This window comes from Marinobacter sediminum, from assembly GCF_023657445.1.
GTDB lineage: Bacteria > Pseudomonadota > Gammaproteobacteria > Pseudomonadales > Oleiphilaceae > Marinobacter > Marinobacter sediminum_A.
In genome coordinates, this window is record NZ_JAGTWY010000001.1 from 3,490,736 (window position 1) to 3,514,916 (window position 24,181).

Consider the following 24,181-nt stretch of genomic DNA (forward strand, 5'->3'; position numbering starts at 1 on the left):
TTTCCCTAATGGGTAGCCATCAGCGTGAGGCACAGCTGGGCGTTCTGGATAAAATGCCCGAACGCAGTTAACTGCTGTTCCGATGGCACGTAGTCGCCGCCCGCATTATCGGCATAGAACAGGCCAACCAGACGGCCGTTGGCCTTTAATGGGCCGATCAGAGCGGGTACCCGGCCCAGCCAGCGGTCGTAGGCCATTGCTTTGGCATTGGGCCCAGGCCGGTAAATGGAGCAGCTGGCACCGGGCAAAAGACTGCCCAGTGGACCGTTGCCATCCCGGCTGACTGTAAAGTTGCCTCCCCACTCCTCTGTGCCGCGACCGCTGAGCTTGCGCGGGACCAGCTCCCGTCCGCTGCGGTCAGTCATTAACAGGGCAACCCGCTGCATGCCGATGGCCCGGTGAATGCCTTCGATCACCAACTGGCAGACTTCGTTGATATCCGGCTTTTCAGCAAGGCTCTGGGTCAGGTCCCGGAGAATCTGAAGCTGAAGCTCCGGGTCCATGTCCGGTGCCTTTCCGGCCGCGCTGTCGGTGTCCTGCTGATTGCCGGGCATCAATGCGGTGACTTGCGGAATCCCAAGGGATACGGCGACCCGGGTTGCCTCGGTGGCGTTGACCTTGATCTGATCACGCACTGCCCCTGTTGTCTCACCGATATCCTTGCCCAGGCGCTCCAACACCTTGTCCATTTCGGCACCGCGCCATCCGTTTTCTGAAAGGCGCGCCATTTCCACGGAGTTTCGGACCAGGCTGGCTGCAGGGGAGTTGGCCTGCCCCGGTGAAACAACATCCCTGATGAATGGCCCCAACGACCAGGCGTCCACAAGACCCCGGGTAATTTCAGTAAAAGTAGTGCTCAGAACCGCTTTCTGAGCCTCCACCGGCGGCTCTTCCAATCGGAGTCGCTGCTCCAGTTCAGTGGCCTGCTCGGTCTCGCATGACCAGAACGCCAGCTCCCCGATATTCATCAGCAAGGCGCCGATAAAAACCTCTTCCAGTGCTGTTTCGTTGCGTTTTGGCATCAGGCAACGAGCCTGGACGGCGGCGTGAATAGCCCGGGCCAGGCAACGCAGCAGGTGTGGCCGGTCGTTCCGTTGCAGCATTGAGTCCACGATCAGGGATGAAATGGCCATGGATTTCACAGCATCGAATCCGATCAGGGTAATGGCCCTGCTCACGGTGCTTACCTGGGTCCGGGTCTGGTTATAGAACACGGTGTTGGACAGCCGCAGTACCTGGGAGGTGAGCTGGGCATCATTGAGAATCACGCTGGCGAGTTCATTGACCGTGCTATTGCGGCTGTGTGCCAGCTCACCGATGCGCTGGAGCGTATTTGCCAGTACCGGCAGTTCCACTTTGCTCAGATAGCTGACCCATGCCTGGGTCGAGTTCATCCGTGAAGGCATTCTGTCGTTATGGCTGGTCACTTGGGGGAGCCTCAGGGCAGCGCGTGCCGGAAAGTTATGACTGTTTGTGACAGGGCAGTCTAGTGCACACCGGGATGCGGTGTCAGGTAACCGTTTGTGTAAGGGCAACTACCAAGCTGGTCGGTTCGGGTTTGGCTCGCGAATGGGCTATAATCGCCGGCTTTTAATGCTGCACCCACAAGGCGCTGACCGTGATTGTATTTGACCAGGTACAGAAGTCGTATCAGGTAGCCGGCCGGGCGATCCCCGCGCTGCATCCAACCGATATGGCCATAGAAACCGGCGAGGTGTTTGGCATCGTCGGCCATTCCGGCGCGGGCAAATCCACGCTGGTGCGTCTGATCAACCGGCTCGAACCGCCGACCGGCGGTCGCATATTGATCGACGACGAGAACATTACCGATTACAGCGCCGCTGAACTGCGTGCGTTCCGCCGCAAGGTTGGCATGATTTTCCAGCATTTCAATCTGTTGTCCTCCAAAACGGTGGCGGACAATATTGCCTTCCCAATGAAGCTGGCGGGCATCTATCCGAAAGCGGAAATCCGCGACCGGGTTCAGGAACTCCTGGAGCGGGTTAGCCTGGCCGACCACGCCAATAAATACCCGTCACAGCTATCCGGTGGCCAGAAACAGCGGGTGGGTATCGCCCGGGCCCTGGCCTGTCGTCCCACCATTCTGTTGTGTGACGAAGCCACCAGTGCGCTCGATCCACAAACCACCCAATCAGTGCTCAGGCTGTTGGCGGATATCAACCGGGAGCTGGGCCTGACGATTGTCCTGATCACCCACGAAATGGACGTGGTACGGCGGGTGTGTGACCGGGTCGCGGTCATGGATGCCGGTCGCGTAGTGGAGATGGGACCGGTCAGCGAAGTTTTCCTGCACCCACAGCACCCAACCACCCGGGATTTTGTCTTCGAAAGCGAGAGCATCGACGGTGAGCAGTTGCAGAAAGATCTTCACAAGGCGGATGGCCGTATCATGCGCCTGACGTTCAAGGGCGAGGCTACCTATAAGCCATTGCTGGGCAGCGTGGCCCGCCAGTCCGGGGTTGATTTCAGTATTCTTTCCGGTCGGATTGACCACATCAAGGATACGCCCTACGGCCAGCTTACCCTGTCGCTGGTGGGAGGTGACCTTGATGTTGCCATGAAGGCGCTTGAGGCGGCGGACGTTCATGTGGAGGTGCTGCGCTGATGGAAGCCCTGATGGACGGTTTGTTGAGTAACGTGGACTGGTCGGAGATCGGCTGGGCCAGCTGGGATACGCTGGTGATGGTGGGTATGTCCCTGCTGTTCAGCGTGCTGATCGGGTTGCCTGTCGGCGTCCTGCTGTTCCTTTTCGGCAAGCGTCAGTTGCTGGAACAGCCGGTAGCGTACGCGGTGCTCTCGTTCGTGGTGAACGTGTTACGTTCGGTTCCCTTTATCATTCTGCTGATCGTGATGATTCCGTTCACCGTGATGTTGATCGGGACGTCTCTCGGTGTGGCCGGTGCGATTCCTCCCCTGGTCGCTGGCGGTGCGCCCTTCTTCGCGCGCCTGGTGGAGACCTCCCTGCGGGAAGTGGATCGGGGCATCATCGAGGCGACCCAGGCCATGGGAGCCAGTGTTAAGCAGATTATCTTCGGGGCTTTGTTACCTGAAGCCCTGCCAGGCATTATCGCCGGCATTACGGTTACCGCCATTACCCTGGTGTCCTACGCGGCCATGTCCGGCGTGATCGGTGGCGGCGGTCTCGGTGACCTGGCCATCCGCTTCGGTTATCAACGATTCCAGACCGACGTCATGGTAATTACCGTGGCGTTACTGGTCATATTTGTACAGGTCTTGCAGATGGTCGGTGACCGTCTCGTTCTGTATTTCAGCCGCAAATAGGCTTGTCTCGATGCAGGCCCATGGCGGGCCCGAAGTTTTCGGGCAAGCCAATATGCTCATTGGTGTTCTAACAGGAGAACCGATTTATGAATCTGAAGAAAACATTCGCGGCGTTGGCCGCCGCCGCCACTTTCTCTGGCGCTGTATCGGCCGAAGAGCTGTCCGTTGCCGCGACCCCGGTGCCCCATGCGGAAATTCTGGAATTTGTGAAGCCGCAGCTGGCCGAGCAGGGTGTGGAGCTGGACGTGAAGGTATTCACGGATTATATCCAGCCGAACATTCAGGTGGACCAGAAGCGCATGGACGCCAACTTTTTTCAGCACAAGCCGTATCTGGATGAATTTAATGCCGGTCGTGGCACCAACCTGGTGACCGTAACCGGTGTTCACGTGGAACCGTTTGGCGCCTATTCGAGCAAGATTGATTCCCTTGACGAACTGGAAGAGGGTGCTGTTGTCGCCATCCCGAACGATCCGACCAACGGTGGCCGCGCCCTGCTGCTGCTTCAGAAGGAAGGCCTGATCAAGCTTGAGGATGCCAGCAAGATCACTGCGACGCCCCGTGATATCGCTGAAAACCCGAAAGATCTGGATTTCAAGGAGCTGGAGGCAGCTACCCTGCCAAGGATTCTGAATCAGGTAGACATGGCGCTCATCAATACCAACTACGCGCTGGAAGCGGGCCTGAACCCGACTGAAGATGCGCTGGTGATCGAAGGCCCTGATTCTCCCTACGTGAACATTCTGGTTGCCCGCCCGGACAACAAGGACAGCGAGGCCATGCAGAAGCTTTCGGCGGCGCTGAATTCCGAGGCTGTGAAGGAGTTCATCCTGAAAAATTATGAGGGTGCCGTCGTTCCGGCATTCTGATTGATTGCGGCCCCCGCGCCGCTGTGACAGGACATGATAAAAAAGGCCGGGCAGTTTCGCTGCCCGGCCTTTTCAGTTTTCGGACTGATTGGGGTGATCAGTCACCGCTCCAGTTGGATTTGGGGTCCGGAGTCATGCGCAGATAGGACTTCACCTTCTTGTAGCCTTGCGGGAAGCGCTGCTTGATCTCTTCCTCATCCTGGAGAGATGGCACGATAACCACGTCACCACCACGTTCCCAGTTACCCGGAGTAGCGACTTTGTGCTCGTCGGTCATCTGCAGGGAGTCGATAACCCGAATCACCTCATTGAAGTTTCGGCCGGTGCTGGCCGGATAGGTGATGATCAGGCGGACCTTCTTGTTCGGGTCGATCACGAACAGGGAACGAACCGTCAGGCTGCTGTCGGCGTTGGGATGAATCATGTCATAGAGTTCAGAGACTTTCCGGTCCTCATCGGCAATGATCGGAAAGTTGACTGAGCAGCCCTGGGTCTCCTCAATGTCCCTGATCCATTCCTTATGGGAAGCCACCGGGTCCACGCTCAGCGCGATGGCTTTAACATTGCGCTTGGCGAATTCGTCCTTGAGCTTGGCGGTCAGGCCCAGCTCTGTTGTGCATACCGGGGTAAAGTCTGCCGGGTGCGAGAATAGTACACCCCAGCTGTCGCCCAGCCAGTCGTGAAACGATATGTTGCCTTCACTGGAGTCCTGTTCGAAATCCGGTGCGGTATCTCCCAGACGTAAACTCATAGTGTTTCCTCCTTTTGGTGATGCTCCGAAAATTCCTGTATCACCGGCATGATCGTTTGCCGGTTTATTTCTCTGAGTCTATATCACAAACGTGGGTCGTGTTTGTGCGGAATACAAGGGCCTGGTTTCAGTCAGAGGCCTGCTGTTTTGCGAAATGCTCTCTGGTCAGCCTGAAAACCACCGGGCTCAGCAACAGCAGAGCGATCAGATTGGGCAGTGCCATCATGGCGTTCAATGTGTCTGCGACCAGCCAGACAAATCCAAGATTCAGGGTGGCGCCAACAGGAATTGCGATGATCCAGGCGATCCTGTACGGCAGGATCGCTTTCACGCCAAACAGGAACTCGATGCAACGCTCGCCATAAAAGGACCAGCCGAGGATGGTTGTAAAGGCGAAGACTGCCAGGGCAATGGTAACCAGATAATTACCCACCCCCGGCAGCGCTTCAGCGAAGGCCATTGAGGTCAGTTCCGCACCGGAAATCCCTGCGGTCCAGGTGCCGGAGGTGATGATCACCAGGCCGGTGATCGTGCAGATGATGATGGTGTCGATGAAGGTGCCCAGCATGGCCACCATGCCCTGGTTAATCGGGCTTCTGGTTTGGGCCGCGGCATGGGCAATGGGAGCGGAGCCGAGGCCGGCCTCGTTGGAGAAAATACCACGCGCGATACCGAAGCGGATGGCAGCCCAGACTGCCGCACCGGCAAAGCCACCCTTGGCGGCGACCGGGCTGAATGCGTGCTCAACTACCATGGTCAGGGCGGCGGGGATTTCTGCGGCATTGATGGCCAGAACCAGAAGCCCGGCCAGCAGGTAGGAAATGGCCATAAGCGGCACCAGAGCGCTGGCAACCTGGCCGATCCGACGGATACCACCAATTAACACAGCGCCTACCAGGGCCATCAGTATGATTCCGGTGAGCCAGTGAGGCAGGCCGAAACTCGCTTCGATGACATCGGCTACCGAATTGGCCTGTACCGTGTTGCCGATACCGAAACTGGCGATCGCCGCGAAAACCGCGAACATCCCACCCAGCCAGGCCCATTTTCTGCCAAGGCCATTGCGGATGTAATACATGGGGCCACCCACATGTTCTCCACGTTCATCCACCTCCCGGAAGCGAACCGCAAGCACCGCTTCGGAGTACTTGGTAGCCATACCCACCAGTGCCGTCAGCCACATCCAGAACAGCGCGCCTGGCCCGCCAAGGAAAACCGCTGTCGCGACCCCGGCAATGTTTCCGGTTCCTACCGTTGCAGACAGGGAGGTCATGAGCGCCTGGAACGGCGGAATCTCGCCGTCAGAGTCGGCGCCGGTGGACTTTCGGCCCTGCCACATTAACCGGAACCCCGAGCCAAGCTGCAGTACCGGCATCAGTTTAAGCCCGAGGCTCAGGAACAGTCCGACCCCCAGGATGAGAACCAGCATGGGAGGCCCCCACACCAGTGAATTGATTTGGCTGATTAAGGTTGAAACGGCGTCCATGGGGGTCTCCCGAAGCTGTCAGTTTTGCCCTTTTGAGGTGTAACCGGCTGATTTTAAGAAATAGTTTTTTCCTGTAAACCATTGCTTGCATGGCTGCCGGGCACGTGAGTAGGGTACGTGGGGCTTCGAGGATGGCAAAACTGATGTGGGTCACGGCCAGAGTAAAGACCCGTTTTTTCATTTTCCTTTCTCTTATGCATTGCCTATGTTTAGGGAAAGAGGCTCCGTTTCCGGAGCGTTAAAATAGCAACCAACGGAGAAGGATTCTGCCCATGCGTTCAGTGAAAGCCTCTGATGTCATGTGGAACCATATCGAGCCGATTCGGTGCGGTACACCATTGACCAGTGTCGTCAAAACGCTCTTGCAAAATCACGTGTCCGGCTTGCCAGTCGTTGATGACCACCGCCATGTGCTCGGCTTTGTTTCCGAGCAGGACTGCATCCATGCTTTGCTGGTCAGCAGTTACCACTGCGAGGGTGACCCTATTGTGGACGATGTTATGTTCCGCGAGCCGGTTACCATCTCTCCGGAGCTGTCGGTGGTAGATCTGGCGCAAAACCTCGGCGCAGGAAAACCGAAAGTGTACCCTGTGGTCGACCACGGCAAACTGATCGGCATCGTGACACGTGCGGCTATTCTGTCCGAACTGGCGCGGGTGGGTTGCGGGGTTGAGCTGCCCAGATACGCAAACGCCGAGGACTGATTTCACCTGTTCCGAACTGAGGAGACTATGGAACTCTTATCCACGAACGTGAGTTTCGGGGGCGAACACCGTCGTTATCGTCATCATTCGGCGACGCTGGAGTGTGACATGGAGTTCGCGGTCTACCTGCCGCCGTTGGCCGTTGGCCAGAATTTGCAGAAGGTGCCGACGCTTTACTGGTTGTCGGGTCTTACCTGTACGGATCAAAACTTCATGCAGAAGGCTGGAGCCCATAAGCTTGCGGCCAGGCTGGGTATGGCAATAGTGTGTCCGGACACCAGCCCGCGTGGTCTTGATTTGCCGGGCGAGGATGACAGTTACGATTTTGGAACCGGGGCTGGCTTCTATGTAAATGCCATTCAACAGCCATGGGCGCCCCACTATCGAATGTACGATTATGTGGTGAAAGAACTGCCCCAGCTGGTTGAGAGCGAACTTCCGGTGACGGACAAGCGTTCTATCAGTGGTCATTCCATGGGCGGCCACGGGGCGCTCATCTGTGCGCTAAAGAATCCCGGCCGTTATGCCTCGGTGTCTGCGTTTGCGCCGATTGCCAACCCGACGGAGTGCCCGTGGGGGCAGAAGGCTTTCAAGGGCTATCTGGGTGAAGATACCAGTGCCTGGGCAGAGTGGGATGCGACACTACTGATTCCGACAGCGCGTGAGCGACTGCCGCTGTTGGTGGATCAAGGCACAGCCGATGAGTTCCTGGACAGCCAGCTCAATCCCGACGCATTGGCGGATGCCTGTGAGAAGTTCCACCATCACATCAATCTCCGGATGCACCGCGGTTATGATCACAGTTATTTCTTTATTGCATCGTTTATCGACGACCACCTGAACCACCATGCGGAGGCGCTGGGGCTGCGGTAGTGTGGTTGTAACCGGTCAGGAATGAAAACCCCAGGTCAGGCTGAAGTCCATGGCGGGCATGACTTCGGGCTCTTCGAGAGCCCGGATGTTGAACTCCAGCAGGCTGCAGTCCCGTTCGAATGTTCCGCTATAACGGTTGCCCCTTGGGCCAATTATCGCTCTCGCGAAGGGGCCGCGGGCACGAACTGGCCGGTGGGTTATCACCGCCACTTCGTTGTTGTCCAGCCGGACCAGAGTTCCTGGTGGATACTCTCCAAGTACCTGTAACAAGGCCTTGGGAATTGCGGGCCTGTACTTGCCATCTGCCAGGGTAGCGATCATCCGTCGTGCATCGGTCACATTCATGCGATTTCGATAAGCCCGTCTGGTTATCATGGCGACATAGCGTTCCGACAGGGCCAGTATTTCTGCCTCGGGCCGGATGTCCGTGCCACTCAACCCGTCCGGATAACCGCTGCCATCCGCCTGCTCGTGATGCTGGGCAATGATCTTTAGCATCAGCTTGTTGTCAATTCCGGCGGCCCTCAGGGCCTGGATGCTCCGCTCCGGATGTTTACGAATCACGCTTCGTTGTTCCGGGCTCAGTACCTTATTCGAAGCGTTCAACTGATCTGCGATCGGGGCAAGCGCGAGATTGGCAGTCAGTGCAGCGGCGGTCAGCACGCTGATGCGTTTCTCTTCCAGACCGAACTGCCTGGCGATGAACTGGCAGAGAATTGCGTAGAACAGAATCTGTTCGTGAATGGTCGGGCCCAGGGCATAAAGATGTACCAGAGCCAGACTGGCATCCGGGGATTCGATGCAGTTTCGTTCTATCATCCGGGCGAGGCCCAGTAGCCGCTTCTGGGCAGAGGGGTCGGTACTGGTGATCGCATTCAGGGTGGCTTCGAGTTCCTGCAGCAGGTCCGGATAATCCGCAAACGGATTTCGTTCCCCGTTATCCTCGACAATTTCTTCCTGGGGTCGCTCAATCTTGCGGGGTTTGAAGCGCCCCCGTTCGAATAGTTGCTCCAGCTGTGAATTGGTCTGAATCACATAACCTTGGCGTAACAGCACGTTACCGTCGGCGTCGTAGACGTTCCATGGTAAAGGGCTGCCCAGTTCAAGGGCACCGGGTGCGATTCGAATAAGGTTACTCAACGTCAGATGTCCTGGTCACAGGTTTATTATGCTGCGAGTGTAACTCCGAAGCGGTGTTCACTCTATATCGGTTGGAAATCAAATGTTTGTTTTACCTGATTTGACACGATGGTCTGCAAATAAGGTCTGAAATCTGCGTGTTCATTGATCTGGCGCCGGCGCGTAGCGAAACAGTCGCCAGCCCAGAAGAATGCTTGCAGACGTGAGACCGCAGGTCAGCCCGACCCAAAATCCTGCTGCCCCCATGGCTGGCTTCAATGCATCGGTAAACGTCAGTACATAACCCATCGGTAGTCCCAATCCCCAGAATGAAAACAGCATGATAAACATCGGAATCCGGGTGTCTTTGTAGCCCCTCAGGGCACTGATGCAGGTGACCTGAATAACATCCGCAATCTGGAATGCCGCAGCAAACGCAAGCAGGCGCACAGTAACAGCCTGCACATCCTCCTCACTGGTATACAGGGCGGCAATCCCACCGGAAAAGCTCCACAGCAACAGGGCGAATACCAGTGCGGTCCCGGCAGCCAGGATAAGCGAACTTCGGGAAATAAGCGCCGCGGTATGCGCCGCCCCTGCGCCCATCAGAAAGCTTACCCGCAAGGTCAGGGCCATGCCGATACTCAAGGGCAGCATGAACAGGAGCGAGACAACATTCAGGGCGATCTGGTGACCGGCGACGACAACCGGCCCGAGTGGTGCCAAAAAGAGAGCGATCACTGAAAACAGGCTGGCTTCCACAAAAATGGTAAAACCGATTGGCACACCAATTTTCAGGATGTAGGCAAGGCCAGCAAGATCCGGTTTTGCGCGGTCGGCAAGCAGGTGGAACTTGCGGTAGACGCGGCTGCGATTGAGGTACACCAGCAGGGCAATGGCAGCAACGCCGTTGGACAGTGATGTGGCCCAGCCACAACCGACACCGCCCAGTGCAGGTAACCCCAGTTTTCCGTAGATAAAGATGTAGTTGAGCGGCAGGTTAATCAACGTGCTCATAACGGAAAACACCATGATCACCCGGGTATGTCCCAAGCCATCGGTCAGGCCCCGCAGGGCTGTCATTAGCAACAGTGCGGGCACGCCCCAGGCAAAGGCATCCAGGTAGCCCTGGGTAATGCGTGCGGTGTTGGCCTCGAGATTCAAAAGGGCGAGGACCGGATGAACGTGGGTGAGTAGCAGAATCATGATGACGGATCCGGCACCTGCCAGATACAGACCCTGCCAGGTGGCAGGCATGATTTTCTCCAGGGTGCGGGCACCGTTATAACCCGAAATAATCGGTTGTAATGCCCCCAGCATGCCCATGAAAAACAGAAACAGGGGCATCCACAAGCTACTGCCAATGCCGACGGCGGCCAGGTCCTCGGCACTTGCATGGCCGGCCATCACCGTGTCAATAACACCGTTGGCCATCTGTGCTACCTGGGCAATGAGAATGGGGCCGCCCAGAATTGCGAGGGTACGCCATTCGGTCAGTGTCCGTATGACCAGTGGCTGACGTGCTTCCGGCAAGGGCTGATGGGATTCGTCCATAGGTGGGGGTGATCCGCGTCTGGTTGTCCTTAAATGACTGTCTTTTTGACCCTGCCAGGCAGACAGGAAACGCATGGTACCCGATTGAACGGGATCAGGGCATTGGGCTTTGTGCGCGTTTATGACGCTGCAAGTTCTGCTGAAAACCGTTAAAGTACGCGGCTTGATTCAGACAGATGGCGGTCACGATGGCACTACTGGTTTTTGTTACAGTTCTCTGGGCCTTTTCCTTCAGCCTGATCGGCGAGTTTCTGGCCGGACAGGTGGACAGCGACTTCGCGGTGCTTACCCGGGTTCTTCTGGGTGCCCTGGTGTTCCTGCCGTTCACCCGTTGGCGTGGTGTGCCCTCTGGTATGAAGCTTGGAATTCTTGTCACGGGCATGTTGCAGTTCGGCATCACCTATTTGTGCCTGTACCGTTCGTTCAGTTATCTGACGGTGCCGGAAGTCCTCCTGTTTACCATCTTTACTCCGCTTTATGTCACCCTGATTGATGACGCCCTGTTCCGGCGCTTTTCTCCGGTTGCACTGGTGGCCGCTGGTATCGCCACGGTTGGCGCCGGCATTATCCGCTACGATGGCCTGAGTGAAGATTTCATTACCGGTTTCCTGTTGCTCCAGGTGGCGAACTTCACCTTTGCTGCCGGGCAGGTGGGCTATAAACACGTCATGCAACGTTATACGGTCGGGATTCCGGCATTTCGCACCTTCGGTTACTTCTTCTTTGGCGCACTGATCATCGCTGTGCCGTCGTTCCTGATCTTCGGCAATGCTGACAGAATGCCTAGCACATCCCTGCAGTGGGGCATTCTGACATGGCTTGGACTCGCAGCCTCCGGGCTGGGCCTGTTCCTGTGGAACCGGGGAGCCTGTCGTGTGGATGCAGGTACCCTCGCCATCATGAATAATGCTCTGGTGCCTGCCGGTCTGCTGGTGAATCTGTTGATCTGGAACCGGGATGCGGATCTGCTGCGCCTGGTTATCGGTGGCGGCGTGATTGCCTTTTCGCTCTGGGTCAATGCCCGCTTCCATCCCCGTGCCCGCCTGGTGGGGGCTGTATAAGTAATTACATTGGCTAAGGTTTCGGGCTCTGCCGCCGATACAATTCCGAACGCAGTCTTACGTTTGACCAATGCCAAAGGTATTTGCCAAACGTTATGATTGCAGCCCGATAATTCCGTTCCCGGCCCGAACTCAAGAGCAGACAAGTCTATGCGCAAAAATCTCCCGGTAACCCAGCGCGAAGTGAAAATGCGCAAGGGGGGACGGCTGATCTCCACCACCGATCCCAAGGGTGTGATTACCTACTGTAATGACGAGTTCGTTGAGATCAGTGGTTTTGCCAGTGATGAGCTCGTGGGACAGGCGCATAACCTGATCCGCCATCCGGACATGCCCCAGGCTGTGTTCAAGGACATGTGGGATTATCTCAAGGCAGGCAAGGCCTGGATGGGCGTGGTTAAGAACCGGGCTAAAAACGGCGATTATTACTGGGTCAGCGCTTATGTGACGCCGATCCGTGAGAATGGCCAGATGGTAGGCTACGAATCGGTAAGAGTAGAGCCGACCCGGGAGCAGGTTGCCCGTGCCGAGAGGCTTTATGGCAAGATTTCGTCGGGCAGGTTATCGTCGCCACTCCGCAACCGGGCGTTGTCCATGTTTCGGTCCGGCTGGCCATTTGGGATCTCTCTGGCGTTCAGCCTGGCTGCGCTTGGGCTTGAGCAGCCGTGGCTCGCCGTAACACTGGTGGTGGTTGGTCAGCTACTTGGCTTCTCGCTGGTATTCGGTTCGATCTCCAACCGGCTGAGAAAACTGCTGGATCTCCGGCCCGATGCCTTCCGTGACCCCATTGTGGCCCGAACCTACAGCGACGAGCGTGGCCTGTTGTCACAGGTGTCCATGATGCTGATCAGCGAGGACGCCCGCGTTCGCACTGCCCTTGCCCGAATTGATGATCAGGCCGAACTTCTTTATGAACAGGCTCATGCATCCACCGGCTATATCAGTGAGGGCGCCGCCGCCATTGCCCGTCAGCGAGCGGAAACGGATCAGACGGCCTCCGCAATTACTGAAATGACCGCATCTATCCAGGAAGTGGCCGGTTCGGTGACTGGTAACGCCCGGGAAGCAGAGGAAGCCAACCGCCTGGCCGGTGTTGGCAGTGATCGCAGCGCCGAAGCCCTGGTGGCGATTGAACAACTGGTGAGTCGGGTGAATGGCATAGGCCAGACCATCAGCAAGCTGGGCGAGTCCACTAACAGCATTGGCGAGGCAGCCAGTCTGATATCAGAGATTGCTGAGCAGACCAACCTGCTGGCCCTGAATGCTGCTATCGAAGCGGCGCGGGCTGGTGAGCAGGGCCGCGGCTTCGCCGTCGTCGCCGATGAAGTTCGTTCTCTGGCGAGTCGTACCCGTGAGTCCACTGTCCGTATCCAGGATGTCATCAATGATTTCCGGGAACAGGTGGAATCGGCGGTTCAGGCCACTCGTGAGGGTGAGGCAGTGGCTGGTCAGGGTCTTGATAAGGTACGCGAAGCCGAGAATTCCCTGCGGGATATCGTGACATCCATCCAGACCATTTCTGACAGCTTTATCAACATGTCAGCGGCGTTTGAGGAACAGAGTCAGGTCTCGGAAGAGATTAATCGCCAGGTCATCAATATCGCCGAGCTGGCGGATCACACGGATGAACAGGCCAGCTCTGCGAAACACAGCAGTGACAAGCTCAGCGCCATGTCCCGTGGTCTGAAAGATCTGGTTGCGCGCTTTATCAGCAAAAACGGCTAGTTAGCTTTTCTTCCTGCGGCAACGCGTCCGGGGCTATCCGGCCATTGCGTTGCCGGTGCTGGCATCACATCTCCAGTGCTGGCAGAATCCCGCCCCAATTGCCGCGGCAGGCGCCCCGGCATTTCGCTTTTTTCAATATTCCTCAGCCAAAATCACAGGACGAACACATGACTCAGTCCAACTCGGCTTCGGGTAATGGCGCGGCGGCTTCTCGTGGTCTCTGGTCTTCCCGGTTGGCATTCATCCTGGCGGCTACCGGTTCCGCTGTCGGCCTCGGCAATATCTGGAAGTTCCCCTACGTCACCGGTGAAAACGGTGGCGGCGCATTTGTTCTCGTTTATCTGTTCTGTATCGCGGTGATTGGTATTCCCATCATGATGGCGGAAGTTTTTCTCGGCCGAAATGGCCGCCATAACCCCATCACCAGTATGCGACTGGTCGCGGAGCGCAATCTGAAATCACCGGTCTGGCGGATCTCCGCAATTGTCGGAATGATTGCGGCCTTTGTGATTCTGTCGTTCTACTCGGTGATTGGTGGCTGGGCCGCTTCCTATGTTGGTCATGCCGCCACGGGTGATTTCACCGGTGGCACCGCCGAATCCATCGGTGACCTGTTTGGCGGCTTGTTGGCCAGCCCGGTGCAGTTGCTGATCTGGCACAGCCTCTTCATGGCACTGGTAGTCATGGTGGTGTCCCGTGGCCTTAAAGGTGGTCTTGAGCGTGTGGCAACCATTCTGATGCCGGCGCTGTTCATCCTGCTGCTGGTTGCAGTGGGCTACGCCACCACGACCGGCCATTTCGGTGAAGCGGTCAGCTTCCTGTTCACGCCTGATTTCGGGGCCCTGTCTATCAACAGTGTGCTCATTGCCCTTGGCCATGCCTTTTTCACACTTAGTCTGGGTATGGCTATTATGATGGCCTATGGTTCCTATCTCGGGCGGGATGTTTCCATCGCCCGCACGGCTGTCAGCGTCGCACTCATGGATACGGTCGTTGCCCTGCTGGCGGGCCTCGCCATTTTTCCGGTGGTGTTCGCCAACGGTCTGGAGGCGGGGGCTGGTCCCGGCCTGATCTTCCAGACCCTGCCTCTGGCGTTTGGCAACATGCCTATGGGTAGTTTGTTCGGAACTCTTTTCTTCGTGCTCCTTCTTTTTGCCGCCTGGACGTCGGGCATTTCGCTGCTGGAGCCCGTGGTTGAGTGGGTAGAAGAAAAAACGGGCCTGGAGCGATCCGGCAGCGCCGTTATGGTTGGCGTGCTTTGCTGGGCGCTGGGGATTACTTCGATTCTTTCCCTGAACATCTGGTCAGACGTGACGCCGCTGGGCATGTTTGCGCGCTTCGAAGGTAAAACCATTTTCGATCTGCTGGATTACTTCACGGCCAACGTTATGTTGCCACTGTCTGGGCTTTTGACCGCCGTCTTTGTCGGCTGGTTTGTTGCGAAGGAGTCCCTGAAAACGGATCTTGCCCTGGACGGCGGGGCCTTCCAGCTCTGGTTCAATCTGATCCGCTTCGTTACACCCATTGCGGTAAGTATTGTCTTTGTCTATAACCTGATGTCCTGATCAGGTGTCCGTAACCGGTTGAGCAAAAGAAAACCCGGCCTTGTGAAGGCCGGGTTTTTTTTATGGCCGCACCCTGTGTGCGGCAGGTCATTGCCCGAGGGTGACGGTTAGAAAAAGAGATCAGGCAGCCAGGTGGCGATCTCGGGAAATACCATGATCAGGCCAATACCGATAATCTCCACAATGACGAACGGAATAATCGATTTGTAGATGTCTTTCATGGTGATGTCTGGCGGCACAATACCTTTCAGATAGAAGAGGTTGAAGCCGAACGGCGGGGTCATGTAACCAATCTCCATATTGATCACGAACAGGATGCCGAACCAGATCGGGTCGAACCCCAGACTCTCCACGATAGGTATGAACACTGGCAGGGTGATCAGCATGATGCCCACGGGATCCAGCACCATGGCCAGCAGGAAAACAATCACCATCATCGCAATGATGATGCCCCACGGCCCGCCAGGGATCATGTTCATCAGGCTTTCGATAAGTTCCTGGGCGCCCATGCTTTGATAGGCAGCGCTGAAGGCGTGGGCGGCGAACAGAATCCACATGATCATGCCGGTGAGCTTGAAGGTCCGGATTGCCGCTTCCTTGAGGATGCTCCATTTGAACTGCCGATAGACCGCTGCGGAAATCAGGGAGCCCAGAACACCCATGGCAGCCGCCTCTGTCGGGGTGGTGATGCCGCCGATGATCGAGCCGAGGACCATAATCACTACCCCAATGGGCAGGAGCACGGCCCTTAATGCGCGTAATTTTTCAGGCCAGGTGCCACGCTCCTCTTTTGGGAGCGCCGGAGCGAGTTCCGGTTGAAGGTGGCACCTTACCAGGATGTAGATAGCGGTGAGTACCATCAACAGAATCCCGGGCATGATACCGGCGGCAAACATCTTGCCGACAGATACGCCGGTAATGAGGGCGTACAGGATCATCAGGATACTGGGTGGGATCAGGATGCCCCAGCCGCCACCGGTGTTAATAACACCGAGAGCCATGCTCTTGTCGTAGCCTCTATCGAGCATTGATGGCAGGGCGATTGTGCCCATGGCGACCACGGCGGCACCACTGATGCCGACCATCGCGGCGAACACTGCACAGATGCCGAGCGTACCAAGGGCAAGTCCGCCCCGAAGGCCGCCGCACCAAAGATGCATCATCCGGTACAAATCCCTTGCCACACCGGTTCGCTCGAGCACCATGGCCATGAAGACGAACAGTGGAATGGCTACCAGGGTAAAGCTGCCCATGGTGCCCCATATTTGCGAGGCAACCATGTAAAAGGAGTCGAATCCCCAGGTGAAATAGAGAAAAACCACGGATACGCCGCCAAGGACAAACGCCAGCGGCAGTCCCAGCATCAGGAAAAACAGCAGCGCGCCAAAGAACAGCAGGGTCAGGACTTCAATGCTCACAGCTGCTCTCCTTTGGACTCGTTGTCTTCAGGGGTGTAGTAGTCGAGGTCGAAGGCGATGGCTATGTCCTCCAGCAACTTGACCAGGCCTTGCAGGACCAGCAGTCCGGTGCCCAGGGGAATGGCCAGTTTCACCGGCCAGATCGGTGGGTTCCATGCTGAGTAGGAGGTTTCCCAGCTGGATATGGATTCGCTGGCCATATCAATACCGAACCAGAGCAGAGCCAGGGTGAAAATGAAAAACACCAGTGAGGTGACGATATCCATGAAAGCGCGCTTGCGGGGCACCAGATGGGAGTGCAGAAGATCGACATTGACGTGACCCCGGTGCGCCATGATGTAGCCACCCGACATGACGGCGTAAATCCCGAACAGCATCTGGGTGAGCTCGTTCGTCCAGACTGTCGGTGAGTTGAGCAGGTAACGGAAACCCACTTCCAGCAACAGAAACCCGAACATGGCAAAAATGAGGAGGGCTATCCAGCGCCCGACAAAATCATTGAGACGGGTAACCCCTCTCATGAATGCGGTCAGCACACTCATGGTATTCTCCAGGAGGACGTTGGTTTTATGCAGGGATAAAAAGGCCGGAGGCGAGAGGCTCCGGCCTTAGTGGCTCACTTAAACTGCAGTGCTCAGAGGTATCCGAGCTCAGCGAGGTAGCCCTTCAGCATATCAAGAGCCTTCTTGGCGTTTTCGCTGCGCTCTCCTTCCTCGTCCCACATCTTCTGGGCGGTTTGCACCAGTTTGGCCTGCACGTCATCCGGCAAAACGCTGACTTCCACGCCCTCTTCGGCGATGGCCTTGGCGAGAGTGATGCGCTCTTTGTACTGGTACTCGTTGGTACGGATCCAGAACTGCTCGTTCAGCGCATCCTTGACCGTCTTCTGCATGTCTTCCGGCAGTTTGTCGAGGGCTTTCTGGCTGACAATGATGACGTCAGTGCCGGCAATGTTCAGGGCCGGTTTCACGTGGTACTTGGCCACTTCGTAAAGGCCCATGCTGTAAGCACCCTGGGAAGCTCCCCAGTGGGCACCGTCAACAATGCCGGAGTCCAGCGCGGAATATAGCTCGCTGCCCGGGATATAGGACGCCGCGGCGCCGGCTTCGGTCAGAAACGTTTGCAGGGCACCGGACGAACGGATCTTCAGGCTGGTGAAGTCTTCCCAGCTCTTGATTGGCTCCTTGACCACCATCTCGGTGGGATAAACCTTGTCGGTTGCCCAGTAGACACCGTGTTCGGCAGCTTCGTCACGAAGCATTTGCTCAAAGCCCATGTTCTTGTGGAAGTAGGCCGCTTCCCATACGTTGCGGAAGGCGAATGGCAGACCGGATGCGATACCTGCGAGGGAAACCTTGTCCTGGGCGTAAGCCGGAGAGATGGTGCCCATTTCAAGGATGCCGCGGCTGACGGCGTTAAAGATTTCCTTCGACTTGAACAGTGCGCCGGCCTCGTACAGCTTCAGCTTCAGGCGGCCATCGGTGCGCTCGTCCAGAACCCGTTGCAGTCGCATCAGGCTATCGGTATACGAGCTACTGGAGCCCGGCCAGTGCGACTGGACTTTCCACGTGAAGGTGTCCTGGGCGGCTGCGGGCGCGGCAGAAAGCGCGGCGGAAATTCCCAGGGTGAGGGCTGACGCATAAACGGTCAGGGTCTTGCGTGCATTGGCGAAGAGATTCATGACTTGGCCTCGTTCATTGTTGTAGTGGCACTTCTCTACTGTTTCACTGTGCAGAATTGGTGACTGCATAGTGAATTAGCATTCTTTGAATCTATCACAAGACTGGTCTTTTGCAATAGGATGTTTTCTGACGACAACAACAGAATGGTCCCAGAAGGATAGCTCAATGATTGATGTTCAGCAGTCCGACGGTGTGGTTCACCTGGTTATCAACCGCCCGGAAAAGAAAAACGCCCTGACTCGTGACATGTATGAGAGTCTCGCCGGCGCGGTAGTTCGGGCAAATGAGGACAGGCAGGTGAATGCCATCGTCATTTCCGGGATGGGTAACGTGTTCACGGCAGGAAACGATCTTGACGACTTTCGGGCCCGGGCGACGGACGATAACCCGAAGCCGTCGGCGGGACTGGCGTTTATCGAAACACTGATGAACTGCGATACCCCGGTTATTGCGGGCGTTGAGGGTCTGGCCATCGGCATTGGCACGACCATGTTGTTGCATTGCGATTCGGTGGTGACGGCGCGGAACGCAAAGTTCAAAACCGCGTTTGTGGACCTCGGGCTGGTGCCAGAGGCTGCTTCAACCGTAACCATGCCGCTGCATCTTGGTATGCGCCGCGCGGTGGATCTGTTGTTACTTGGCGAGGTCCTCACCGGTGAAGAGGCTCGCGAATGTGGCCTGGCGAGTACTGTGGTGGACGATGGCAATGCCGTGGAACAGGCGATGACGCTGGCTCGCCGTCTGGCGGAAAAGCCCCGTGACGCCTTGCGAGCCAGCAAACGCCTGATTCGTGCGCCCTGGCGTGAGCAGGTAAAGGAAGCGCTGGAACGGGAGCGCCCGGTGTTTTTCGAGCGCCTCCGGTCTGACGACTGCCGGGCTGCCCTGGAACGACTGGCCCGGCGCTAACGGCGGTTACTGGGCGGCCTTGTTCCAATAGGGACCGCGCAGTTCCCGCTTTAACACCTTGCCGATGGTGGAGCGGGGCAATTCTTCCCGGAGCTCAATGCTCGCCAGGCGCTGGGCTTTGCCCAGTTGGCCGTTAGCCCATTCCAGTATCTCTGATTCGGTTTCGTCGTGCCCGGCCCGGCGAACAATCAGGCCAAGGGGTGTTTCCCCCCAGTGTTCGCTGGGAATACCGATCACTGCAGCATCAGCGACCGCCGGATGGGCTAGCAATACTTTCTCCAGGTCGACTGCATAGATATTGAAGCCGCCGGAAATAATCATGTCTTTGCGGCGATCAAGAATGTAAACAAATCCCTCTTCGTCGATACGGCCCATATCACCGCTTCGATAGAAGACGTCACCTTCCGGGCTGGTCCAAAGCATTTCCCGGGTCTGCTCGGGCCTGTTGATGTAACCGCGCATCATGGAAATTGCCCGGCCGACCAGTTCGCCCGTTTCTCCCGGGGGCAATTCTTTTCCATTCTCACCGATAACCCGTACTTCCGCGCCTTCCGTGGGTAGCCCGACAGAGTCCCATTTGTCGGGATGTGCGGCACAGTCGAGGCTGGTGGAAATGCCACCCTCGGTCAGGCCATATACTTCCCGGATGTTGCCGGGCCAGCGGGCCATGGCATCAGCGATCACATCCCCGCGCAACGGCGCGCTGGTGCACAGTTTTACCTTGAAGCTCGAGAGGTCAAAGCGGTCAAAATCCGGGTCGGCCAGAACACGCTGGTATTGCACGGGAACCAGCATGGCGTGGGTAACCCGGTGCTTTTCGGCCAGTTCAAGGAATCGATGCGCGTCGAACTTCGCCATGATCACCAGGGTGCCGCCGTAAAACAAAGTGGGTAATACCGAGACCAGTGTGGTGTTGGAATACAGTGGGGTAGAAACCAGGTTAATGGCATCACCATCCAGCCCGAACCGGCTCAGGCGCATTATCTGCCGCTGGCGGAACCGGTAGTCATGGAGGATGCCTTTCGGAGTTCCCGTGGTTCCTGAGCTGTAGATGATGTTGAAGGGGTCATCCAGTGACACCTCTGCCGGTCGTGGATCGCCTGGCCCATGCCCCAGCCAGTCCGACAGGCCCTGGCCAATGCCCTCTCCCTGCTCGCCGAGGGCGATGATGCGTTCATCCGGAAGAAGTTCAAGCTGTGGCCGGAAGGCGATCAGGAGGTCCCGGTTTTTCCGGGAGACGAACAGGAACTGCGCCTCACAGTCTTTCAGCATCAGCGCCAGGGACTCTGCGCTGGCCATGCCTGAAAGTGGCACCATGCAGCCCCCTGCGGTCAGTGTCCCCAGATACAGGGCGACATACTCGGCGCTGTTTTCTGACAGGGCTGCGACGGAATCGCCCTGTTGCAGGCCGGCTTCTCTCAGGCGGTTGGCAATCCGGTTGACCCGGTTCATCAGGGTTTGCCAGCTGACAATGCCATGATCGCTGATCAGTGCCGGATGGGAGCCGCGATGCAGGGCATGGTCCTGGATTTTGTGCCCGATGGCCTCCATGACCTCGTCATGAGCCACAGGGGCATAGACTGGCATCGCATTCACAGCATTTTTCATTTTTTGCCCTTCCGGTGCTATTGTGTTTTATCTAGTGAAATTAGCTTTCGAATATATTGACTCAAAACCGGAAGGCGTGACAAATTATTGAAGCAGTAAATGCCGCCAAACAAAAAAACAAAATTCGAAATATGAGGGATCGCGGTATGGGCCGTTTTGATCATCGGGTAGCGATAGTGACCGGAGCAGGCAGCGGTATTGGCCGTGCCACGGCATTGCGGCTGGCACGGGAAGGTGCGCGTGTGGTGATGGCAGATACTTCTGAAGCTGGCCTTATTGAAACCGAGAACATGCTGCCAGAAGGTTCGGAGTGCCTCCGGCGAAGGGTCGATGTGGCGGATGAAGAAGCGGTGAAGGCTCTGGTGGACGAAACCATGACCAGCTTCGGCAAGATCGATGTCCTGTGCAATGTCGCCGGCATTGCCAGCACCGGAAGTGGTCATCCTCCGGTCACCGGAAATGACCGGGAGGAATGGGACAAGGTTCTGTCGGTCAACCTCATCGGCACCATGCTTTTTATCAAACACGTTGCCCCGCACATGCAGGCACGTAAGCTGGGTTCTATCGTGAACACCGCTTCGGTTGCAGGGATCCGGTCCGGCGCAGGCGGTAACGCTTACAGTGCTTCCAAGGCGGCCGTGATCAACCTGACCATGACGGCCGCCTGCGACCTGGGAAATGACAATGTCCGTGTGAACGCCGTATGCCCTGGCCTGGTGGAAACCGGTATGACCCGGGCGGTGTTCGATTATGCCCGTGCCCACGAGAAAGCCCATAAACTCGGTTCCCGCTGCGAATTACGACGTTATGGCGATGCCGGAGAGGTTGCGGCCGCCATTCTGTTTTTCGCCAGTGACGATGCCAGTTACATCACCGGCCAGGCGCTGCCGGTGGATGGCGGTAACACGGCTTCCCTGAACCTCCCGGGAATGAAAGTGTAATGAGTCAGAAAGAGACCGATTTCATCGACGGGAAAGATCTGCCGGGCTTCCATAGCCTGCTGGGCTATCGCCAGGCTTCCTGGGAAGAGAACGAAGCGGTGATCGACCTGGAACTCCAGCCCCGGCACCTGAATCTTGGCGGGGTCATTCACGGTGGCGTGCTGACCTCCCTGCTTGATATTGCGATGGCACAGGCGGGTACTTACTGCCCGTACCCTGGGCGCATGCGCAAGGCCATTACCCTGTCGCTGACCACTACCTTTACCGGGCAATGCTCCAGCGGCACCATCCGGGTAACCGGAAGCAGGCGTGCAGGCGGCACACGGATCTTCAACAGCACCGGTGAGGTGCATGATGACAAGGGCAATTTGCTGGCCATTGCCGAGGGTACGTTCCGGATACGGTCCGGCAGTGACAAGCCCGAGGGGGTTCCGATCTGATGCTCAATGGAGCCTGACAACGAAGCTGATCGTGCCGGGTGGCCGGTCACTGATTAAATGCCAATACCAATAAGAGGAAACGGACATGTTTGAGCTGTCTGATAAGGCGAAAGAACTGCAGGTGCAGTTGAATGAGTTCATGGATGCGTACATTTATCCGAATGAGCACAAGCATCATGAACAGATTGAGCAGGCCGAAAATCGCTGGGCTCCGGTTCCCATTATTGAAGAGCTGAAGGCCAAGGCAAAAGCCGCGGGCCTGTGGAACCTGTTTTTGCCGGAGAGCGAATACGGTGCCGGCCTTACCAACTTCGAATACGCCCACCTGTGCGAAATTATGGGCCGCTCCGAGATGGCGCCGGAGGTGTTCAACTGCTCCGCGCCGGACACCGGCAACATGGAAACCATTGCCCGCTATGGTAATAAAGAACAGCAGGAACAATGGCTGAAACCCTTGCTGGCGGGAGAAATCCGCTCCTGCTTCTCCATGACCGAGCCGGACGTGGCCTCCTCGGATGCGACCAATATTGCCTGCGAGATCCGTCGCGAAGGCGATGAGTACGTGATCAATGGTAAAAAATGGTGGTCGTCTGGTGCCATGACCACCACAACCAAGATAGCCATCGTCATGGGCAAGACCGATCCGGATGCGCCCAAACACCAGCAACAGTCGATGATCCTGGTGCCATTGGACGCCCCGGGCGTGAAGATGATCCGTCCGCTTACCGTGTTCGGCTACGACCACGCGCCTCACGGCCATGCCGAGATCCACTATGAGAACGTGCGGGTACCGGCCAGCAATATGCTGCTGGGTGAGGGCCGTGGTTTCGAAATTGCCCAGGGCCGGCTCGGGCCTGGCCGCATCCACCACTGCATGCGCACCATCGGCGTTGCCGAGCGCGCGCTGGAGTTGATGTGCAAACGCGCCAATGAGCGCGAGGCTTTCGGCAAACCGCTGTCGAGCTTCGACTCCATTCGCAAGGATATCGCCCGCAGCCGGATTGAAATCGAACAGGCCCGTCTGTTGACGCTGAAAGCGGCCCACATGATGGACACCGTGGGTAACAAAGTGGCCCGTCAGGAAATCGCCATGATCAAGGTGATTGCTCCGAGCATGGCGCTGAAAGTGATTGATCGTGCGATTCAGTTACACGGCGGCGCCGGGGTAAGTCAGGACACTTTCCTGGCAGCGGCCTGGGCCCAGGTTCGCACCCTGCGTCTGGCGGATGGCCCGGATGAGGTGCATCTGGATTCCGTGGCCAAGCTGGAACTTCGTCAGTATCGCTGATTTGAACCACGGCCCGTGACATTGGGCGAGGGAACACGCAAACAGGCCCCTGTCCACGTGTTCCTCCAGTTCTGAGCATGAGGATCAAAAGATGAACAACCCGCTTTTCGATATGACTGGCAAGGTTGCCCTGATTACCGGCTCCACCAAGGGCATTGGCCGTTCCATCGCGGAAGAAATGGCCCGTCTGGGCGCGAAAGTCGTGATCTCCAGCCGCAAGGCCGAGGCCTGCGAACAGGTGGCGAACGAACTGAAGGCGCAGGGTTACGAGGCGATTGCCATTCCCTGTCATGTGGGCAAGAAAGACGACCTGCAAAATCTGGTGAGCAAAACCAACGAAGCCTGGGGTTCCATTGATGTGCTGGTGTGCAATGCCGCCACCAACCCGGTCTACGGTCCGACCTCCGAAATGACGGACGAAGCCTGGGACAAGATCATGGATACCAACGTCAAAGGCACCTTCTGGCTCACCAACATGGTGCTGCCGCGGATGGCGGAGAAAGGCGAGGGCGCAGTCGTGCTTCTGTCCAGCATCGCCGGTATTCGAGGCAACACCACCATCGGTACTTACGGCGTGTCGAAGGCAGCGGAGGCGGCCTTGGCCCGCAACCTTGCGGTTGAGTGGGGCCCGAAAGGCATTCGCGTGAATAGCATCGCCCCCGGTCTGATCAGGACCGATTTCGCCAAGGCGCTGTGGGAAGATCCGATACGGGTAAAACGCGCCGAAGACAAAACGCCGCTGCGCAGAATCGGCGACCCGGTGGATATCGCCGGCCTGGCGGTTTTCCTGTCCACCAGGGCCAGCGCCTATGTTACCGGCCAGGTCATCGTAGCCGATGGCGGCGAAACCATTTGTTGAAGCAGCCAATATTGAAGGCATAGACAATC

General features: G+C 57.2%; 22 protein-coding genes. 13 read left to right on the forward strand and 9 right to left on the reverse strand.

Annotation, left to right across the window (positions count from 1 at the left end; translation table 11 throughout):
• Positions 1-5: 5 nt before the first annotated feature.
• Positions 6-1,394 (reverse strand): HDOD domain-containing protein, encoded by a 1,389-nt coding sequence (locus KFJ24_RS16335; protein WP_250832161.1) that lies wholly within the window; start codon positions 1,392-1,394, stop codon positions 6-8.
• Positions 1,395-1,618: 224 nt separating this feature from the next.
• Here KFJ24_RS16335 and KFJ24_RS16340 point away from each other — a divergent pair, with 224 nt between their 5' ends.
• The 3 genes from KFJ24_RS16340 to KFJ24_RS16350 all read left to right on the forward strand — a co-directional run bounded on the left by KFJ24_RS16340 (position 1,619) and on the right by KFJ24_RS16350 (position 4,172).
• The gene (locus KFJ24_RS16340) at positions 1,619-2,626 is read left to right on the forward strand and encodes a methionine ABC transporter ATP-binding protein (protein ID WP_250832162.1); all 1,008 of its coding nucleotides are present in this window, start codon (positions 1,619-1,621) and stop codon (positions 2,624-2,626) included.
• Positions 2,626-3,303 carry a methionine ABC transporter permease gene (locus KFJ24_RS16345; protein ID WP_219476441.1) on the forward strand — a complete coding sequence of 226 codons (678 nt, stop codon included), beginning with the start codon at positions 2,626-2,628 and terminating at the stop codon, positions 3,301-3,303. The genes KFJ24_RS16340 and KFJ24_RS16345 overlap by 1 nt, the downstream gene beginning before the upstream one ends.
• 86 nt (positions 3,304-3,389) lie before the next feature.
• Complete coding sequence (locus tag KFJ24_RS16350) at positions 3,390-4,172, forward strand: MetQ/NlpA family ABC transporter substrate-binding protein (RefSeq protein WP_250832163.1); 783 nt, start codon at positions 3,390-3,392, stop codon at positions 4,170-4,172.
• Positions 4,173-4,269: 97 nt separating this feature from the next.
• Here KFJ24_RS16350 and KFJ24_RS16355 read toward each other — a convergent pair whose 3' ends face one another.
• Both KFJ24_RS16355 and KFJ24_RS16360 read right to left on the reverse strand, forming a co-directional pair.
• Complete coding sequence (locus KFJ24_RS16355; RefSeq protein ID WP_250832164.1) at positions 4,270-4,923, reverse strand: peroxiredoxin; 654 nt, start codon at positions 4,921-4,923, stop codon at positions 4,270-4,272.
• A gap of 127 nt (positions 4,924-5,050) precedes the next feature.
• Positions 5,051-6,409, reverse strand: a complete 1,359-nt coding sequence (locus KFJ24_RS16360) for an alanine/glycine:cation symporter family protein (protein ID WP_250832165.1) — start codon at positions 6,407-6,409, stop codon at positions 5,051-5,053.
• Positions 6,410-6,681: 272 nt separating this feature from the next.
• Between KFJ24_RS16360 and KFJ24_RS16365 the strand changes: the two genes are divergently transcribed.
• Together KFJ24_RS16365 and fghA are read left to right on the forward strand one after the other, a co-directional pair.
• Entirely contained in the window at positions 6,682-7,113 is a 432-nt protein-coding gene (locus KFJ24_RS16365; RefSeq protein ID WP_250832166.1) for a CBS domain-containing protein, read from the forward strand.
• 27 nt (positions 7,114-7,140) lie between these two features.
• On the forward strand, positions 7,141-7,986 hold the full coding sequence (fghA, locus tag KFJ24_RS16370; RefSeq protein WP_250832167.1) for an S-formylglutathione hydrolase: 846 nt from the start codon (positions 7,141-7,143) through the stop codon (positions 7,984-7,986).
• Between the two features lie 15 nt (positions 7,987-8,001).
• On the opposite strand, the gene KFJ24_RS16375 is transcribed toward fghA, so the two are convergent.
• Both KFJ24_RS16375 and KFJ24_RS16380 read right to left on the reverse strand, forming a co-directional pair.
• Positions 8,002-9,126, reverse strand: a complete 1,125-nt coding sequence (locus KFJ24_RS16375) for an HD-GYP domain-containing protein (protein ID WP_250832168.1) — start codon at positions 9,124-9,126, stop codon at positions 8,002-8,004.
• Between the two features lie 141 nt (positions 9,127-9,267).
• Positions 9,268-10,659, reverse strand: coding sequence for an MATE family efflux transporter (locus tag KFJ24_RS16380; protein WP_250832169.1), 1,392 nt, complete (start codon positions 10,657-10,659; stop codon positions 9,268-9,270).
• 188 nt (positions 10,660-10,847) lie between these two features.
• Between KFJ24_RS16380 and KFJ24_RS16385 the strand changes: the two genes are divergently transcribed.
• From KFJ24_RS16385 to KFJ24_RS16395, 3 genes are all read left to right on the forward strand, one after another.
• Positions 10,848-11,720, forward strand: coding sequence for a carboxylate/amino acid/amine transporter (locus tag KFJ24_RS16385; RefSeq protein ID WP_250832170.1), 873 nt, complete (start codon positions 10,848-10,850; stop codon positions 11,718-11,720).
• Between the two features lie 150 nt (positions 11,721-11,870).
• On the forward strand, positions 11,871-13,445 hold the full coding sequence (locus KFJ24_RS16390) for a methyl-accepting chemotaxis protein (RefSeq protein WP_250832171.1): 1,575 nt from the start codon (positions 11,871-11,873) through the stop codon (positions 13,443-13,445).
• A 167-nt stretch (positions 13,446-13,612) separates the two neighbouring features.
• Positions 13,613-15,010 (forward strand): sodium-dependent transporter, encoded by a 1,398-nt coding sequence (locus KFJ24_RS16395; protein ID WP_250832172.1) that lies wholly within the window; start codon positions 13,613-13,615, stop codon positions 15,008-15,010.
• A gap of 107 nt (positions 15,011-15,117) precedes the next feature.
• On the opposite strand, the gene KFJ24_RS16400 is transcribed toward KFJ24_RS16395, so the two are convergent.
• From KFJ24_RS16400 to dctP, 3 genes are all read right to left on the reverse strand, one after another.
• Entirely contained in the window at positions 15,118-16,428 is a 1,311-nt protein-coding gene (locus tag KFJ24_RS16400) for a TRAP transporter large permease (RefSeq protein WP_250832173.1), read from the reverse strand.
• Positions 16,425-16,970 carry a TRAP transporter small permease subunit gene (locus KFJ24_RS16405; RefSeq protein ID WP_250832174.1) on the reverse strand — a complete coding sequence of 182 codons (546 nt, stop codon included), beginning with the start codon at positions 16,968-16,970 and terminating at the stop codon, positions 16,425-16,427. Before KFJ24_RS16405 ends, KFJ24_RS16400 begins: the two co-directional genes overlap by 4 nt.
• A 92-nt stretch (positions 16,971-17,062) precedes the next feature.
• On the reverse strand, positions 17,063-18,109 hold the full coding sequence (gene dctP / locus KFJ24_RS16410) for a TRAP transporter substrate-binding protein DctP (RefSeq protein ID WP_250832685.1): 1,047 nt from the start codon (positions 18,107-18,109) through the stop codon (positions 17,063-17,065).
• Between the two features lie 166 nt (positions 18,110-18,275).
• Between dctP and KFJ24_RS16415 the strand changes: the two genes are divergently transcribed.
• The gene (locus KFJ24_RS16415; RefSeq protein ID WP_250832175.1) at positions 18,276-19,016 is read left to right on the forward strand and encodes an enoyl-CoA hydratase/isomerase family protein; all 741 of its coding nucleotides are present in this window, start codon (positions 18,276-18,278) and stop codon (positions 19,014-19,016) included.
• Positions 19,017-19,022: 6 nt separating this feature from the next.
• On the opposite strand, the gene KFJ24_RS16420 is transcribed toward KFJ24_RS16415, so the two are convergent.
• On the reverse strand, positions 19,023-20,624 hold the full coding sequence (locus KFJ24_RS16420; protein ID WP_250832176.1) for a class I adenylate-forming enzyme family protein: 1,602 nt from the start codon (positions 20,622-20,624) through the stop codon (positions 19,023-19,025).
• 146 nt (positions 20,625-20,770) lie between these two features.
• Here KFJ24_RS16420 and KFJ24_RS16425 point away from each other — a divergent pair, with 146 nt between their 5' ends.
• The 4 genes from KFJ24_RS16425 to KFJ24_RS16440 all read left to right on the forward strand — a co-directional run bounded on the left by KFJ24_RS16425 (position 20,771) and on the right by KFJ24_RS16440 (position 24,152).
• Positions 20,771-21,565, forward strand: coding sequence for an SDR family NAD(P)-dependent oxidoreductase (locus tag KFJ24_RS16425; protein ID WP_250832177.1), 795 nt, complete (start codon positions 20,771-20,773; stop codon positions 21,563-21,565).
• A complete protein-coding gene (locus KFJ24_RS16430) occupies positions 21,565-22,005 on the forward strand; it encodes a PaaI family thioesterase (protein ID WP_250832178.1) in 441 nt (146 codons plus the stop codon). Before KFJ24_RS16425 ends, KFJ24_RS16430 begins: the two co-directional genes overlap by 1 nt.
• Before the next feature lie 85 nt (positions 22,006-22,090).
• The gene (locus KFJ24_RS16435) at positions 22,091-23,293 is read left to right on the forward strand and encodes an acyl-CoA dehydrogenase family protein (RefSeq protein WP_250832179.1); all 1,203 of its coding nucleotides are present in this window, start codon (positions 22,091-22,093) and stop codon (positions 23,291-23,293) included.
• A gap of 91 nt (positions 23,294-23,384) precedes the next feature.
• Positions 23,385-24,152 carry an SDR family NAD(P)-dependent oxidoreductase gene (locus KFJ24_RS16440; protein ID WP_250832181.1) on the forward strand — a complete coding sequence of 256 codons (768 nt, stop codon included), beginning with the start codon at positions 23,385-23,387 and terminating at the stop codon, positions 24,150-24,152.
• The last annotated feature ends 29 nt before the right edge of the window (positions 24,153-24,181 follow it).